This window comes from Mycolicibacterium llatzerense (genome assembly GCF_000878195.1).
GTDB classification, from domain to species: Bacteria; Actinomycetota; Actinomycetes; order Mycobacteriales; family Mycobacteriaceae; genus Mycobacterium; species Mycobacterium llatzerense.
Genome location: NZ_JXST01000034.1, coordinates 13,142 through 27,970, shown reverse-complemented (window position 1 = coordinate 27,970; position 14,829 = coordinate 13,142). Strand labels below are relative to the sequence as shown.

The following is a 14,829-nucleotide window of genomic DNA, read 5'->3' as shown; positions in this document are numbered from 1 at the left end:
AATCTGCAGTCCAACACACCAGCGATCTAGCAGCGTCGCTTACTAGCGCTCTGCGCGAGGATGTTCGTGTGCCGCCGTTGACCTCGCCGACCATCGCGCCCGGTTCGCTGTCCAAGTCGGAGCATCCCTCGATCCCCGTCGGGCACGAGGCGGTCCTGCGACCATGGAAACTCACCGACGCGCCTGCGGTGATGCAAGCCTTCGCGGATCCCGACATTCAGCGTTGGCACGTTCGCGTCGTCGACACGCTTGAGGAAGCTCACGAATGGATCAGCGCGTGTCAGAGCGGCTGGGCCGAGGAGTCGCAAGCCAGCTGGGCGCTTGCCGACATGGAGAGCGACGAGCTGCTTGGACGAGTATCAATCAAGGTGCTGGACCGCGGCGACGGACTGGCTGGGGTGGCGTACTGGATGTTGCCAGCAGCACGCGGTCGCGGCCTTTGCACGACTGCGGTGAAGATGGTCTGCAGATGGGCATTCGAGGAAGCGGGATTTCATCGGATCGAGGTTGATCACTCGATGAGAAATGAGGCGTCGTGCCGGGTTGCGATGAAATCAGGGTTCCGAGAAGAAGGGATCCGTCGCAGTGCGGCATTGCACGTTGATGGGTGGCACGACATGCATGTCCACGCGCTGCTAGCGACCGACGAACGGCCCTGACTGAAATCTTGATGCGTTCGCAGATCGCGACTGGAAGAATCTGAACATGGCCCCCGAACCCGCAGTGCGGTTGCGCGCAGCGACCTTTGGCGATGCGGGCTTCGTCATCGAGATGGCACGCCACGCCTGCGTCATCGAGGACTGGCCGCTTCCGGATCCTGATGACCAAGAAGTACTCGAACTGCTGCCACCTCATGGTGTGGTGCCGATCATCGCCGAGGAGCACAGCGGCGCACCGGTCGGTGCAGTGTGGACGTATCTCAGCGATCCGCCGCTACGCGTCGATGCCCGCGGCGTGCCATTGCGTGAATTGTGTATCGGTGTCGTGCCTGGCCGGCGCGGGACAGGCATTGGTGGCTTGTTGTTGGATGCGCTTTTTGCGGATCTGGAACATGTCACCGCATCGATGTGCACCAACGTGCACGTACGCAACCCAGCCCAACGCCTCTACGAGCGCAAAGGATTTCATGTGGTCGGCCAGGGCCATGGTCCGCTCGGACTGGCAATGGTCAAAGTTCTGCGCTGATAGTCGACTCGACGACTGAGGAGGAGCTGCTGAATGGGTGCTACCGCCGGCCCCGCGGACGTCATGTGTTCAATCGCCATGCGAATACCCGCCTCCCAGAACGGGCGTTGCCCGAGGGTTGCGATCGACGGACCAGACGGAGCCGGGAAAACCTACTTCGCCGACGAACTCGCCGCACTCCTGCGCACGCAGCAACGACCTGTGGTGCGAGTGTCACTCGACGACTTCCACAACACTCGGGCCGTGCGCTACCGACTCGGCCGGGACTCCCCAGAGGGATTTTGGTTGGACTCTTACAACTACGAACGCTTCCACGCGGATGTCCTCGCACCGTTCTCGCCGGGCGGATCGCGGGAGTACCGAGTCGCCGCTCATGACCTCACAACCGATGCGGTTCTGAACCCGGCACCACGCACAGCGGCGCCGGGGACCGTACTCATCGTGGATGGAATCTTCCTGCACCGCAACGAACTCGCTGCGATCTGGGACTTCTCGGTCTTCCTCGATGTTCCATTCATCGAAACAGCGCGACGGATGGCGCTGCGAGACGGAACTGACCCGGATCCGGACCATCCCAGCATGCGGCGCTACGTCGAAGCTCAACGGCGATATTTCCGAGAATGCAGACCACACGAACGAGCAAGGATGCTGATCGACAACGCCGCGCTCGGCCGTCCATCGATAGCCGCGGCTGACTAGCAGTGTTTCCTGCCGATACTCAAAGATGTTGATTGGTAATAGAATTCGCATGAACTACGAGGATGTTCGGCTGCGCCAGTGGCAAGGGGATGATGCGTTGCAGCTGACAAGCTTGTTGGATGCAGATGCGGATCCAGTTTGGGTAGAGCAGTTTCATGCGCTGCACGGACCTGATTGCGACGGCCCCGGATGGCGACGAACACGGGTTGCCGTTGATGCCAGCGACCAGATGATTGGTTGCGCAACGGTGGCGAAGAGCTTGCTGCACGGTGGTCGGTTTCCGTGCGTGGTAGAGGTTTGCGCCCGCGCGCGCCGGCTCGGCATCGGCACGAAGTTGGCCGAAGAGATGAAAGCGTTGCGTCCTGACAGGTCGCTGCCGTTGTCGACCAAGTTGCGGCAGCGAAACAGGGCCGCAATAGCGTTCGTGTCTACTGTCGGCGGCCGCGAATACCAATGCAGTCCAGGCATTATTGTCGATCCCCAGGCACTTGGCGTCCAGCGTTGGGTCGCAACACGATCGGTCCAGAATTGTCGGAGCCTGGAGGGCATGGACCTCACCGAGGTGGGTAAGGCATTTGCTGCGGTCTACGAATGGATTCATGCCCCTTGGTCGCCAATAACCAACGAGAGCCTACTGCTGGAGGTCGCGGCGACGGAGGCGGCAGCGGCCGATCTCACCTGTAGCGCAGGGACGTGGTTTGGCGGCCGTTTGGCGGCGGTGGCGTTCGCGTATCCGTCGGCAGAGGGCATCGAGGTGGTCGCCGAGACAATCCGGCGTGGCGAACCTAGCGGAATCGACGCGGTGGCCGACGCCGTTGCGACGGTGATCCGGTCAGCCGGACGCCACGACGGCGTACTCGTCTCGTTCGACTCGCACGTGAGTGATCCGCATCTGCAGCCGGTGTTGGCTGACCTACCTCGTGTGAGAAATGATCCGCTCTACCTCATCGAAATCACGTGAGCAGGGCGGCGCCTGCTTAGGCGATCCAGATTCGCCTGTCCGACCAACGCCCGAACGTCAACCTGGGCTGACCCGCGAGGGTCCGAGCGCGACGGGGAGATGGCTGATTCCTCGCAACAGCGTGCTGTCGTTCATGGTCGGAACGCCTGCCAGGCACAGCCGGGGGAACCGGTCGAACAGCGCTTGCAGGCCGAGCTGCAGTTCCATGCGGGCCAACGGAGCGCCCAGGCAGACGTGGCTCCCGGTGCCGAAGCTGATGTGCTCACGAGCGTTGGCGCGGGCGGTGTCGAATTCATCGGGGCGCTCGAAAACCGCCGGGTCGCGATTGGCGCCGGCAAGGAGCAGGAAGACGGCCGCGCCCTCCCGCACGGTGTAGCCGCCGACCTGAAGGTCCTCGGTGGCCACCCTGACTCCGATTTGGGAGACGGAGTCGTAGCGCAGCACCTCTTCCACGGCATTGGCCCAGCCCTCGGGGTGCGCCTGGAGCGTGGCCAGTTGGTCTGGATGATTGACCAGCGCCACGACTGCAGTGCCGAATTGATGTGCCGTAGTGATGAATCCGGCCCCCAGGAGCAGACCGGCGAAGGTCCTGACTTCAAAGTCGGAGAGTTCGGTGTCCTGGATAACGGCGGACAGGATGCTGTCGTCGGCGCTTCCGCCCCGGAGTCGTTCGATATGCGTGGCGAGGTAGCTTTCGAACTCACGTAACCCGTCGATCGCGGTTGCGAAGTTGCGCCAGGACGGCGCGGTCGTGGTGATCAACTTGGAGACCGTTTCGCCGACTCCGTAGAGGTAGGACGTGTCTCCGCGGGGAATGCCCAACATCTCGGCAATGATCTCGATGGGAATCCTCGAGGCGTAGGCCGCGACCAAATCGCAGTTACTGGTCTCGCCCAGCTCGTTCAGCAAGCCGTCGGCGACCTCATCAATGCGGTTTCGAAGCCCCTCGATCGCTTTCGGGGTAAACGCCCGCGACACCAGGCGGCGCAGCCGCACGTGCTCGGGTGCGTCGACCATCAGCAGCGACGGCGGCTCCACGGGGTTGATCACGCCGGGATTGGTTTTGGCGAACAGTCGCTGAACACTACGGAAGGGCGACCGGTCGCACGGCTTGGCGGTGCGGAGTCTGCTGTCGCGCAATATGTCTCGAACGAGTTGTAGATCGGCGGTCACCCACGCGTTGCCACCGAACACTGTCGACATATGCCCCTGCTGACGAATCTGCTCGATCAGGTCGTAGGCGCGGTCATGCTGGTCGTCATCAAGAAGTAGCTGAGCGAAAGGGTCGCCGCGACGTGCCAGCACTTTGAGCGTCGCGCGGGGAAGTCCGTACCCCAACAGCCAGTGGGTCCGAGTCTTGATGTCCACATTCACGATTTTCGCCCCCCGGCGGATTGACTAGCACTAAGGCTAGCCGTGAATATCGGCTGTGCCCACCGGGTGCGTCGCTCTGAAGGTATTCAGCGGTGATAACTGTCGCTGGCATACCCTGGTTGACCACTAACGGCGGTCAGAGTCGGCCGACTCCGTGTGCGTCGACCGGGTTGACACGGGCGACCACCAGTGGGTCGGCGGGGGTGAATGGAAACGTCGGCAGATCATCGATGTGGGTGTTGAACGTGGCGGCGAGGACTTCTTGTGAATAGGCGCTTGCAGAGGCTTTGAAGCCGATGTCGGCGGGGAACGGCTGGTCGAAGAAGATCAGGAAATGCCAGTCGTCGGTACCGATGTTCTCGATGTGATGGGGATAGGCGCGGGGGATGAAGTACATGTCGCCGGTGGTGAGGTTCCAAGTGTCCAGAGTGCCGTCCGGGTTCATGATGGTCATGCGGGCGTCGCCGTAGTGCACATAGCCCATCTCGGCGGTGACCGGATGCCAATGTGGTTCGCGCATACCGTTTTCAGTGATACGCAGCGAGTACATCGAGATGTCCTTCAGGGCGGGCCAGAACTGGTCGCGGGCGAAGCGGGCATTACCGCTGGCGAAGTTGAGACCAGGGGCCTGGGCTTCGATGTCGAACTTGTGCGGACTGTTGAAATGGGCTGCAGAGGGGACGTCCGCTTTGCCGCTGCGAGCTGCCAGTTTGTGGTCGACGGTGCTGCGGCGGATTTTGGCAATGTCGGAAGACGGTAGGTCGTACGTGTTGCCCAGCACGGCGTCGGTGAACGCCCCGAAGGTAGCTCCCAGGCCGAAGTCCTCGGGACGTTCGTTGCGGAAGGCGATGATGAACTCGGCGACGTCGGTACCGATGTTCTCGATGTGGTGCAGCGCACCGGACTCGATGTGGAACATCTGCCCTGCGGTGACGATGAAGTTTGAGAACACACTGTGGTTGTCCAGGACGGACACCAATGCGGTCCCCGACACGCAGTAGGTGAGTTCGTTGGCGTTTGCGTGCCAGTGTGGTGTGCGCATGGTCCCGGGGTTGAGCAATAGGCGCTTGATCGACAGGTTCTTGAGAATCGGCAAGGAATCGACGGTGACTCGGCGCATCGAGCCCAGTTCGGATTCCTCCACAATCTCGCCGTTGAGTAGTGAAACGGTGTGGCTGCTGCGGGCAATGGACTTGGTCATTAGAAGCCTCCTGGTTGGTCAAGCCGCTAGATGTCAGTCTCGTCGGCTGGGAGGCTGCCGTCATGGACGGCGGCGGCAATCACGAGTTGCCGGCAGCACTACTTCGTCCCCCCTGCTAGCGGTAACGCGCAATGCGTTTCACCGTGCACGCCACTCACTCGGTCTTGAATACCGCGTACGACACCCGACGAGCCAGGGCCTGCACCGCTGCCGCGAGATGCTCACTGCGACGGTAGAGTTCGCGGCGGCGCAGCTCATGGTGCAGGTTGGGTTCATTCTCCAGATCCTCGATGGCTGCTCGGTACGAGTGCTCGACGACGGTCAACCGTCTCAGTGTTTCGTCCGCCATTTTTGCGGCGCGCGCGTGCGGCAACGCGCGAATCGCCGATGCCAGCGACACGAATGCGTTCGAGATCGCCTCGACAATGTCCTGCAAACACCCGTCGGGCCCGGTATTTGATAGGTCGCCTTCCCGCACCAGGGCATACGTGCAGGCGGCAATTTCACCGAGGGCTTCACCGAATTCAAACAAGTCTTCGGACTCAAGCGGGGTACTGAAGCTTTGCCTGACCTCAGTGTTCAACTGCCGCCGAAAGTTCTGCTCGGCTTCTGCGAACTCTCGCAACTCGATTACCGACGTGTCTGACGGCTTGCCGCGAATCCACGCTGAGAGCGTCGCGAGCATGTGCTCAACCACTTCGAGTTGAGCTACGAGGGTGGCGAGGGTGTCCAGGTTGCGTGGGAGAAACCATGCACGGAGATGCTTCACAACACGACCTTCCAGACGGGCAGTAGGGCCGCAGCGGCCAACGCGGTCACCGGCAGTGTGATCACCCAGGCGGCGCCGATTTCGCGGACAACAGCCCAGTGCACGTGGCGCAACCGTCGCTGCGCGCCAACGCCAACGACACCGGATGCGACAACGTGCGTGGTGCTGACCGGAGCGCCGACCGCGGCTGCAGCAAGGATGACCGCCGCCGAACTTCCTTGGCTGACCAATCCGTCGATTGGGTGCATCCGATAGATGCCGTGGCCGACGGTGTGAACGATCCGCCAACCGCCGAGCATCGTGCCGATCGTCAAAGCCGTAGCCGCGGCGATCCGCACCCAGAGCGGGACGTAAAACTGGTGGAGATGCCCAGTGGCCACCAAGAGCAGCGCAACGACGCCCATGGTCTTCTGCGCGTCATTGGCGCCATGGCTGAAGGCAAGAGCGGACGCGGTGACCCATTCGCCACGCCGTATGACCGAGTTCACCCTTCGTCGCGTTCGCCGCAAGGCCCGACAGGCAATTGAGCTCGCAGCGCCGCCGACAATAGCCCCGAGAATCGGGGAGATCGCAAGGCCCGCAAGAACACCCACGACGCCATAAGGGCGCCAGCCGTCGAACCCGCCCCAATGGACTCCATTCCAGCCGCGGAGTAGCGTGGCGCCGACGAGGCCGCCGATGAGGGCATGCGAGGAACTCGACGGTAACCCCAACCGCCAGGTGACCAAGTTCCACAGGATCGCGGCGGTGAGGGCGGCGCCCACGACTGGCACCGTTTCAGCGAGCGGAACATCGACGACTCCGCCTACCGTATTGGCTACAGCCGTACCTGCCAGCAGGGGACCGGTCAGATTGCCGAGCGCCGTGATGAGCAGTGCCTGAGCCGCGGTAGCGGCCCGAGTCGAGATGAGCGCCGCCACCGAATTCGCGGAGTCGTGGAAGCCGTTCGTGACATCGAACGCGAAGGCCAGGACGATCACGAAAATCAGGGCACTCATCGCGCCGCTGTCGAACCGGCGAGAACCTCACGAGCACGGTGCAGAGTCAGAGGAATCAGGTGCGCGGAGATTCGCGCCCCGGCAGCAATGTGCCGATATGTGTCGTCAACGACGCGCCGTACTTCGCCGGGATCGATGTCCGGGAAACGTGCGGTCAACGTTCGGGAAATCGCATCCAGCTCATCGACCGCGAAAGCGGTTCGCGGTGCGTCCATACCTGGAATGTTCGGCCCCCAGGATCACGTTCGCCACGGACCGAAGGCATCGGGCGAGAGGACATTAGTCCCGACGGTCTAGGCTTCGCCCCGTCGGCGGCCTAGTTGCCGGTAGCCCGGGTGCACCGCCGGCGCCAGGCCCTGCTGCTCGGCGACGGCGGCGAGCAGCTCGTTGAGTGTCTTGCGTTGTTGGCCCGTCAAGCCGGCGGTCAGCGCCTGTTCGTGCTCGCGGGCAAGCTCGGAAATCGTCTGCATCAATTTCTCACCCGACTTGGTCAGGTACAACGCGTACAGCCGCCGGTCAGTCGGGTTGCGCCGCCGTTCGACCTCACCACGTGTCTCGAGCTCGTCGAGATAGGTGACCATTCGGCTGGGTAACAGTCCCAATTGCCCACTGAGCTCCTGCTGGCTGAGTCCTGGCTGGGTAGCGATCATGCGCAGGATTCCGGCATGTGGGGGAGTCAGCTTCAGCGCGGCAAGGCGTTCGGCGAACAACTGAGCGGCGTGGCTACCGAGCTGAGCGAGCAAGAACGCGACTCCGCCCCGCTGCTGGGCACTGGACACTGGCGGCATAGACAAACAATACACGTATGCAACCGTTTTCTTTGTGAATGATGTTGACGCATCTGATTCAGTAGGAATATCGTTCAACGCATGAACGATTACATCGGCGATCGACCGACGACCCGCAGCCGCCCGCCGCAGCCGGGTGGGCCACCGCTGTGGCTGCTCGGCACGATCTCGCTCGGCCTGCTCCTGGTCGGCGTCACAATGCTCGCTGCGCTGGGCGGCACACCGCCTCTGCCATACCAGAATTCAGCGGCCGTGCTGGACTACTTCCGCGCGCATTCGTCGGCCACGCAGGTGAGTGCAGTGTTCGTATTCGGGTCCTCGGTCCCACTGTTGATCTATGCGGCCACGGCAAGTGCGCGGCTGCGGCAGCTCGGCGTCACTGCACCGGGAGCCACCATCGCGCTCGCGGGCGGCGTACTTGCAGCCGGGGGACTGGGGCTCTCGAGCCTGCTCCTGTGGACGCTGTCGCGGCCCGAGGTCAGTACCGACGGCCCGCTGATCAACGCGCTCTACTACTTGACGTTTCTCACCGGCGGCGTGGCGCACGTCGTGATGCTCGGCCTGTTGGTGGCGGGCCTGGCGGTCCCCGCGCTGATCCTGCAGCTGGTGCCGCGGGCGTTGGCGTGGATCGGTCTCGGGATCGCGGTGGCCGCTGAGCTCACCACCGTGGTGCTCATCTGGCCCCAGGCCGCGCCCTTGTTGCCGATCGCCAGGTTCTCCGCGCTGATCTGGCTTGTCGCCATCGGCGTCCTGCTGCCGAAGCGCCGTGCCGCCCGGAACCGGCAGGAGCACGCAACCGCCAGTGGGCCGGCATGAAGCTGAGCGTCAGTGTCACCAACTTTTCGTGGCCGGAGGGGACGGCCGCGATCGGGGCACACCTGGCATTGCTGGCCGAAATCCTTGATGGCACAGACGTTGACACCCTCTGGGTGGCGGATCACCTACTGCAGGCCGACCCGGCCAGCCGGCTCGATGAGCCGATGTTGGAGGCGTACACCACCCTCGGATTCCTGGCCGCCAAGACCGCGAAGTTGCGGCTCGGCACACTGGTAACTGCAACGACGTTCCGCGATCCTGCGGTGTTGATCAAAGCCGTCACCACCTTGGACGTGCTGTCCGGCGGGCGGGCGTGGTTGGGACTCGGCGCCGGCTACAACGCCGACGAGGCAAGCGCGCTCGGGCTGTTTTTGCCGCCGACCGGCGAGCGGTTCGATCGCCTGGCCGAGCTGCTCCAACTGGCGCGGCGTATGTGGGACGGCGACGAATCCCCGTTCGTGGGGCGCTATTATCGCGCCGGACGCCCCATCGGTCGGCCAACGCCGATCACCCGGCCGCCGATACTGATCGGCGGAACCGGTGAACGCCGAACCTTGCGCCTGGTGGCCGAATACGCCGACGCCTGCAACCTTTTCAATATCCCCAACGGGGAGCAGGTGATTCGTCGTCAACTCGACGCGCTCGGGCGGCACTGCGATGAGCTCGGGCGGCCGCGACAGGAGATCGAACACACCGTCACCACCGCATTGACGCCCGGTGAGTCCGCCGATCAGTTGGTCGAACGTTACGGCAGGTTGGCGGAACTGGGTATTCATCACATCGTGGTGATTGCCCGCGGACGTGCGTGGACCCACGCCGAGCTCGACGTCCTAGTCAGCACCACGGCCCAACTCAGGTCCGTTGTACCGCAGTCATTTTGAGGAACCCGAGCTGGTCGGGGTCGCAGATCATCTCGATTGCGGACACCGGCCGAAGAGCCCGCCTGAAAAACAGTTGGCGGCCGGCAGCGACCGTTGTTACCTTCTGGGAGACCGTGCAAGTGGCGAGGAGGTGGTACCCGTGAACGTATCGACGTGGGTGCTCCTGTTCGGGGTCACGGTCGGGCGATAGGTCGTCCGGGAGCGCCGTTCAACGAGCACTCCCGAAAGGCACGACCATGCACTTCATTTCCGAACGGCGTTTCGAGGACGGCCTCGAACGTGAATTCATGCTTGACGACATCCCCGGCATCCTGTGGACGCCCGGTTCGACACCAGCGCCGCTGATCCTGCTCGGCCACCCCGGCGGACTGCGCGCGATGTACCCGCGGCTGGCGAGCCGCGCTCGGCGCTGCCTGGCGGACGGGTTTGCCGCGGCCACGATCGAGCTGCCCGGTAGCGGCGACCGCCCGCGGTCTGCCGATGCAGAGCTGGCCCGTGCCGATCTGCATCGCGCGCTGGCGGCCGGCGAGCCGGTCGATGAGATCATCGACCGGCTTGTCGTCCCCCTGGTCGAGAAGGCAGTACCGGAATGGCAGTTCACCGTCGACGCACTCCTTTCGCGTCCTGAGATCAGCGGCCCGATTGGCTTCTCGGGCGGGGTGATCGCCGTGGGTATCCGGCTGGCAGTGGTCGAACCGCGAATCGTGGCTGCTGTGTTGTTCGCCGGGAGTTTTGTGCCCCGCGCCATGGTCGCCGAAGCGCGTGAGGTCACCATCCCGCTGCATGTCCTGCTGCAGTGGGACGACGAAGTAGATAACCGGCAGCAGGTACTGGAGCTGTTCGACGCCTTCGGTTCCCCGGAGAAGACGCTGCACGCCAACATGGGTGGACATACCGGCGTCCCGGCGTACGCGGGGGAGGACGCGGCCCGCTTCTTCGCCCGGCACCTGATACCAGACCGACGACCCGCCGGGGCGAAGTGACCGTCGATCAGTCGGGCGCGCCCCTGAACCGGCTCGACTATGGTCGTGACCGGGTCGGGGGGTCAGCCGCAACTTGACGCACACCACAGGAAGACGCAAGGGAACACCTATGAGCACGAGCACCTATCGCCGCACGGCAGTCGTCGGGCTGGCCGCCGTCGCATTGAGTGCTGCGGGCTGCAGCAGTGGCACGAGTGTCGATGTCTCGGCGCAGCCTCAGGTCGCCTTGATCGTCACGTCCCAGGTCCCGGCGCCGGCCGCCGAAGTGAAACTCATCGGGGACAGGGACGTCGAGGTCACGCTCACCGGCCCGATCGCGGCCAAGTACGCCTCGGCGACCGACAGCCAGAAGGCGACTCTCGGCAAGCCGTTGACGGGTGACCACAACGCGGGCACCAGGGACAGCGGTGTGGTGTTCCAACAGTTCCAGGGTGGCGCGATCGTCGCAAAGAACGACGATGCCGGTACGCCCGCCTACATCATCTCGGGCAAGATCCGGGAGGCGTGGAACATCCAACGCGATCCGGACGGCGTGCCCGCGATCACCGGCACCAACGGTTCGGCAGGTCCGCTGGGCGCACCCACCAGCGATGAGAACGCCGTCGGCGATCAGCTGGTCACGACATTCGAACACGGCAAGATCGCTTACAACTCGACGACCGGTCAGGTCGAGGTGACGGTCAACGGCAAGGTCGTGCCGTCCGGGCTGTAGCCATCGGCGACGTCGGTCTGCCTTAGTCGGAGCCCTTCGCTTCCTTCTGGCTTCCACGCTTACGGATGGCCCGCAGCCATGCCCAGAGTGCGACCAGTGGGATCACAAGGCCGCCGATCCCCATGATGAGGAATCGTGTTGGGCCCTGGATGTTGCTGACGAGCCAGTCGAAGTTCTGTCCGAAGAACCCGGTCACGAAGGTCAGCGGCAGGAAGATGGTCGCGAGCACCGTGAGGCGTTCCATGGTGCTGCTTTGTTGCACGCTGACTCGGGTCTGCTCGACCGCGACGACGGCGATATTGGCCTGCAGGATGGTGGCGAGCAGGTCGCGCTGCGCCGACACCTCTTCGTTGATCAGTTGGAGGCTGTCGTGGACGTCGCGTAGGTAGTGCGCCACGGGCGTGTCCGTGGCATCGCGCTCGGCGGCGGTCAGGACCGAGAGCAGTGGATGGACCGCGCGGTAGAAATTGCTCACTTCGCGGCGCAGAAGGTAGATCCGCTCGGTGGGTGCGACCGCGCCGGAGAACACAGTGCCTTCGACCTCTTCGATGTCGTGTTCGAGGCCCGCGACCACTGGACCGTAGGCGCGCACCACCTGGTCGAGTACGGCCCAGAGCACCGATGCGGTGCCGACTTTGAGGAGCTCGGGATGCTCCTGCAGGCGCGCCCGGGCCGCGTGCAGTTCGCTGGCGACACCCTGGCGGACGGTGATGACGAAGTTGGGCCCCACGAAGATACTGATCTCGCCGAAGTCGACTTCCTCGCGGTCATCGTCGTAGCGGGCGGTACGCAGAATCACCAATTGCACGTCAGGTTCGAAATGCTCGATCTTGGGCCTCAGGTGAAACGTCCCGGCGTCCTCGACCGCCAACTCGTGGAGATCGAAAGCGACTCGGACGCGTGCCATTTCGTCGGGTGTCGGTTCGAACATCCCGAGCCAGACGAATCCGCCCTCGCGGCACCGGCGTGCCGCGTCATCGATGGGCATTGCCGCCTCGCCTTGGCGCACGCCGTCCAGGTAGTGCGCGCAGTCCACGATCATGCCGTCTCCCAACCGAATTCGCCTCGGCGCCCGGTGCGGCGCCGAACGGAGTTAATCCGGTGAACCTGTACGGAGGATGTGACTCGGCTGCGAATTCTCTACCCCGACGCGAATGCAAATTATCTCGGCGACGTCAGGGTTAACCGCTGCAACGGACCAGGCCCGATCGCCGAGTTGAGGACGTAAGAAATTCACCAAGAATTGGCCAAGCCCGTCGGCGCATGGTTTACCCGACGGCCCTAGATGAGGTCGGCGGAACTAGCGAAACAGGACCGAAATGATGAAGCGAGGTGTCGCCGGGCTGACCACTGCGGCAACGGTCTTCGCTGCCGTCGCACTGACAGGATTGACGCTCGGCAGCGGAACCGCTCAGGCCGTCACCGGCCCTCATCGGTGGTGCCCCGGGGACTCGATGTGGATATCGGGCAACCATGTGACGAACCCGGTGATTTGGGACGAAAGCGTCTGCCACAGCTACTACTTGGTGCAATTCGGTCACGGCAACGTGGCTCAGAACGTTTGGGATGGGCCCAATCCGCCAGAGGACGACCCGCCCGCAGGTCCTGCTCCCAATCCGCTGCCGGGGATGTGCTGGTCCTTGTTCATTCCGGTGCCCTGCCGGTAGCGATATCGCCAGCGCCGCTCGTGGCGCGAGAGATGGCCACGGGCGCATCGATGACGAAAGTTGTCATGCCAGCACCATCGCATGGACCGGGTCGTGGTGCATCCGGCTTATCCCAGGATCGCCCGCGCCGCGCGCTCTGCGATCAGCATCACCGGCGCATTGGTGTTCCCCGACGTGATGGTGGGCATCGCCGATGCGTCGACCACGCGAAGGCCGGCGACGCGATACACACGGCAGTCGGTGTCGAGCACCGTAGCGGCTGACCGCGGAAGGCCCTGTGCGTCAAAGGAACCCATCGCGCAGGTGCCCACCGGGTGGAAGATGGTGGTACCCAGTTCGCGGGCCGCCTGCTGCAGGTCGTCGTCGCTCACCCGTTGCGGGCCCGGCAGCAACTCTTCTGGGCGGTAGTGGGCCAAAGACGGCGCTGCCATGATCTGCCGGGTCATCCGCAGGCCGGTCACGGCGGCTCGGAGGTCGGCGTCAGTGGACAGGTAATTGCAGCGAATCTCTGGGTAGGTCAACGGATCTGCACTGGCCATGCGCACATGGCCGCGCGAGCTCGGTCGCAGATTGCAGACCGAGGGAGTGATGGCTCCGAATGGGTGTAGGGGTTCGCCGAACTTGGGCAGGGACAAGGGCTGCACATGCCATTCCAGATCGGGACTGGCAAGTGCAGGGTCGCTTTTGGCGAATGCTCCCAACGTGGAGGGCGGCATCGTCATGGGTCCTGATCGCAGCAGCAGGTACTGAAGTCCCATGCCCGCCCGGGTGATCAAGTTCCGATACAGCGTGTTCACGGTGCGTGCGCCCTGCACCCGGTACACCGTCCGCAGCTGCAAGTGGTCCTGGAGGTTTTCGCCCACGCCTGGCAGGTCGACGGCCACCGGCACCTGATGTTGGCCAAGCAGCCCGGCCGGTCCGAGCCCGGAGACCTGCATGAGATGCGGCGACCCGATGGCTCCGGCGCTCAGGATCACTTCGCGGCGGGCCTGGACGTCGACCATCTGTCCGTCCTTGATGAGACGTACGCCGGTGGCGCGGTGCTGAGCCGTGGTCCAGGCCCCGCGACGCTGATCCTCGCGGACCTCGTCGTCCATCAGCAGCTGCATGGCTTGGGCGTTGGTGTAGACGGTCAGATTGGACCTGCGGGCGACGGGATGCAGGTATGCGTCGGCCATCGACCAGCGGCGACCACGCCGTTGATTCACATGGAAGTACGCGCTGCCGGCGTTGTCGCCCCGGTTGAACTCCTCGATGGGGGCGATGCCCACCTGCGCAGCGGCGGCCTGCCAGGCGTCCAATATCTTCCAGCGCACCCGGGGCCGCTCGACACGGATTTCCCCACTGGCGCCGTGCCAGTCGTCGGCTCCGCCGAAGTAGTCCTCCAACTCCTTGTAGATCGACAGCGTCTCGCCCGGACGGTCGGCGCCACCCCAACGCCAGCGCTCGTCACCGGTGGCCTGCGCCCAGAGGTCGTAATCGCTTGCCTGCCCGCGCATGTGGATCATGGCGTTGATCGACGAGCAGCCGCCGATCACGCGGCCCCGCGCATAGTGAATGCTGCGGCCGGCCAGACCTGGGTCGGCCTCGGTGGCGAAGCACCAGTCGGTGCGGGGATTGGCGATCGTGTACAGATAGCCCACCGGCACCTTGATCCAGAACCAGTTGTCCTTGCCGCCGGCCTCGATCAGCAGCACCCGGTGGTCGGGGTTGGCACTGAGCCGATTGGCCAGCAGGCAGCCGGCACTGCCGGCTCCCACGATGATGAAGTCGAATTCGGTGGCGGGGCTCATGC

General features: G+C 63.9%; 16 protein-coding genes. 8 read left to right on the top strand and 8 right to left on the bottom strand.

All coding sequences use genetic code 11. The annotated features are described in order from the left end of the window. Positions 1-68: 68 nt before the first annotated feature. The 4 genes from TL10_RS21495 to TL10_RS31010 are packed head-to-tail and all read left to right on the top strand — an operon-like array spanning position 69 to position 2,845. Complete coding sequence (locus TL10_RS21495; RefSeq protein ID WP_043397890.1) at positions 69-659, top strand: GNAT family N-acetyltransferase; 591 nt, start codon at positions 69-71, stop codon at positions 657-659. Between the two features lie 46 nt (positions 660-705). Next, positions 706-1,185: a GNAT family N-acetyltransferase gene (locus TL10_RS29750; RefSeq protein WP_051954964.1), complete on the top strand. Its 480-nt coding sequence runs from the start codon at positions 706-708 to the stop codon at positions 1,183-1,185. 33 nt (positions 1,186-1,218) lie between these two features. Beyond that, entirely contained in the window at positions 1,219-1,884 is a 666-nt protein-coding gene (locus tag TL10_RS21485) for a nucleoside/nucleotide kinase family protein (protein ID WP_192830280.1), read from the top strand. 49 nt (positions 1,885-1,933) lie between these two features. Then, positions 1,934-2,845 (top strand): GNAT family N-acetyltransferase, encoded by a 912-nt coding sequence (locus TL10_RS31010; RefSeq protein ID WP_131630785.1) that lies wholly within the window; start codon positions 1,934-1,936, stop codon positions 2,843-2,845. A 57-nt stretch (positions 2,846-2,902) separates the two neighbouring features. Here the strand turns inward: TL10_RS31010 and TL10_RS21475 are convergent, their stop codons facing one another. The 6 genes from TL10_RS21475 to TL10_RS21450 form a co-directional block, all read right to left on the bottom strand. Beyond that, on the bottom strand, positions 2,903-4,219 hold the full coding sequence (locus TL10_RS21475) for a cytochrome P450 (RefSeq protein WP_043987224.1): 1,317 nt from the start codon (positions 4,217-4,219) through the stop codon (positions 2,903-2,905). Positions 4,220-4,355: 136 nt separating this feature from the next. Continuing rightward, positions 4,356-5,420, bottom strand: coding sequence for a cupin domain-containing protein (locus tag TL10_RS21470; RefSeq protein ID WP_043987223.1), 1,065 nt, complete (start codon positions 5,418-5,420; stop codon positions 4,356-4,358). Between the two features lie 154 nt (positions 5,421-5,574). After that, on the bottom strand, positions 5,575-6,189 hold the full coding sequence (locus tag TL10_RS21465; protein ID WP_043987221.1) for a hypothetical protein: 615 nt from the start codon (positions 6,187-6,189) through the stop codon (positions 5,575-5,577). Beyond that, positions 6,186-7,169 carry an inorganic phosphate transporter gene (locus TL10_RS21460; RefSeq protein ID WP_234711508.1) on the bottom strand — a complete coding sequence of 328 codons (984 nt, stop codon included), beginning with the start codon at positions 7,167-7,169 and terminating at the stop codon, positions 6,186-6,188. The genes TL10_RS21465 and TL10_RS21460 overlap by 4 nt, the downstream gene beginning before the upstream one ends. 14 nt (positions 7,170-7,183) lie before the next feature. Further along, positions 7,184-7,402: a three-helix bundle dimerization domain-containing protein gene (locus TL10_RS32120; protein WP_051954965.1), complete on the bottom strand. Its 219-nt coding sequence runs from the start codon at positions 7,400-7,402 to the stop codon at positions 7,184-7,186. 78 nt (positions 7,403-7,480) lie between these two features. Continuing rightward, complete coding sequence (locus TL10_RS21450) at positions 7,481-7,975, bottom strand: MarR family winged helix-turn-helix transcriptional regulator (protein WP_043987220.1); 495 nt, start codon at positions 7,973-7,975, stop codon at positions 7,481-7,483. Positions 7,976-8,056: 81 nt separating this feature from the next. Here TL10_RS21450 and TL10_RS21445 point away from each other — a divergent pair, with 81 nt between their 5' ends. The 4 genes from TL10_RS21445 (at position 8,057) to TL10_RS21430 (ending at position 11,367) form a co-directional block, all read left to right on the top strand. Next, positions 8,057-8,791, top strand: coding sequence for a hypothetical protein (locus tag TL10_RS21445; RefSeq protein WP_192830279.1), 735 nt, complete (start codon positions 8,057-8,059; stop codon positions 8,789-8,791). After that, complete coding sequence (locus tag TL10_RS21440; protein WP_043987218.1) at positions 8,788-9,672, top strand: TIGR03560 family F420-dependent LLM class oxidoreductase; 885 nt, start codon at positions 8,788-8,790, stop codon at positions 9,670-9,672. Before TL10_RS21445 ends, TL10_RS21440 begins: the two co-directional genes overlap by 4 nt. A gap of 236 nt (positions 9,673-9,908) precedes the next feature. Further along, positions 9,909-10,655, top strand: a complete 747-nt coding sequence (locus tag TL10_RS21435; RefSeq protein ID WP_043397909.1) for a dienelactone hydrolase family protein — start codon at positions 9,909-9,911, stop codon at positions 10,653-10,655. Positions 10,656-10,764: 109 nt separating this feature from the next. After that, positions 10,765-11,367 carry an LGFP repeat-containing protein gene (locus TL10_RS21430; protein ID WP_043397911.1) on the top strand — a complete coding sequence of 201 codons (603 nt, stop codon included), beginning with the start codon at positions 10,765-10,767 and terminating at the stop codon, positions 11,365-11,367. Between the two features lie 22 nt (positions 11,368-11,389). On the opposite strand, the gene TL10_RS21425 is transcribed toward TL10_RS21430, so the two are convergent. Both TL10_RS21425 and TL10_RS21415 read right to left on the bottom strand, forming a co-directional pair. Beyond that, entirely contained in the window at positions 11,390-12,409 is a 1,020-nt protein-coding gene (locus TL10_RS21425; protein ID WP_043397916.1) for a magnesium and cobalt transport protein CorA, read from the bottom strand. Positions 12,410-13,141: 732 nt separating this feature from the next. Continuing rightward, positions 13,142-14,827, bottom strand: a complete 1,686-nt coding sequence (locus TL10_RS21415) for a GMC family oxidoreductase (protein WP_043397919.1) — start codon at positions 14,825-14,827, stop codon at positions 13,142-13,144. Positions 14,828-14,829 lie beyond the last annotated feature (2 nt).

Coding starts and splice junctions, on each gene's coding strand:
- TL10_RS29750 (WP_051954964.1), top strand. CDS start 706: ATGGCCCCCGAACCCGCAGTGCGGTTGCGCGCAGCGACCTTTGGCGAT.
- TL10_RS21485 (WP_192830280.1), top strand. CDS start 1,219: ATGGGTGCTACCGCCGGCCCCGCGGACGTCATGTGTTCAATCGCCATG.
- TL10_RS31010 (WP_131630785.1), top strand. CDS start 1,934: ATGAACTACGAGGATGTTCGGCTGCGCCAGTGGCAAGGGGATGATGCG.
- TL10_RS21470 (WP_043987223.1), bottom strand. CDS start 5,420: ATGACCAAGTCCATTGCCCGCAGCAGCCACACCGTTTCACTACTCAAC.
- TL10_RS32120 (WP_051954965.1), bottom strand. CDS start 7,402: ATGGACGCACCGCGAACCGCTTTCGCGGTCGATGAGCTGGATGCGATT.
- TL10_RS21450 (WP_043987220.1), bottom strand. CDS start 7,975: ATGCCGCCAGTGTCCAGTGCCCAGCAGCGGGGCGGAGTCGCGTTCTTG.
- TL10_RS21445 (WP_192830279.1), top strand. CDS start 8,057: ATGAACGATTACATCGGCGATCGACCGACGACCCGCAGCCGCCCGCCG.
- TL10_RS21440 (WP_043987218.1), top strand. CDS start 8,788: ATGAAGCTGAGCGTCAGTGTCACCAACTTTTCGTGGCCGGAGGGGACG.
- TL10_RS21435 (WP_043397909.1), top strand. CDS start 9,909: ATGCACTTCATTTCCGAACGGCGTTTCGAGGACGGCCTCGAACGTGAA.
- TL10_RS21430 (WP_043397911.1), top strand. CDS start 10,765: ATGAGCACGAGCACCTATCGCCGCACGGCAGTCGTCGGGCTGGCCGCC.
- TL10_RS21425 (WP_043397916.1), bottom strand. CDS start 12,409: ATGATCGTGGACTGCGCGCACTACCTGGACGGCGTGCGCCAAGGCGAG.
- TL10_RS21415 (WP_043397919.1), bottom strand. CDS start 14,827: ATGAGCCCCGCCACCGAATTCGACTTCATCATCGTGGGAGCCGGCAGT.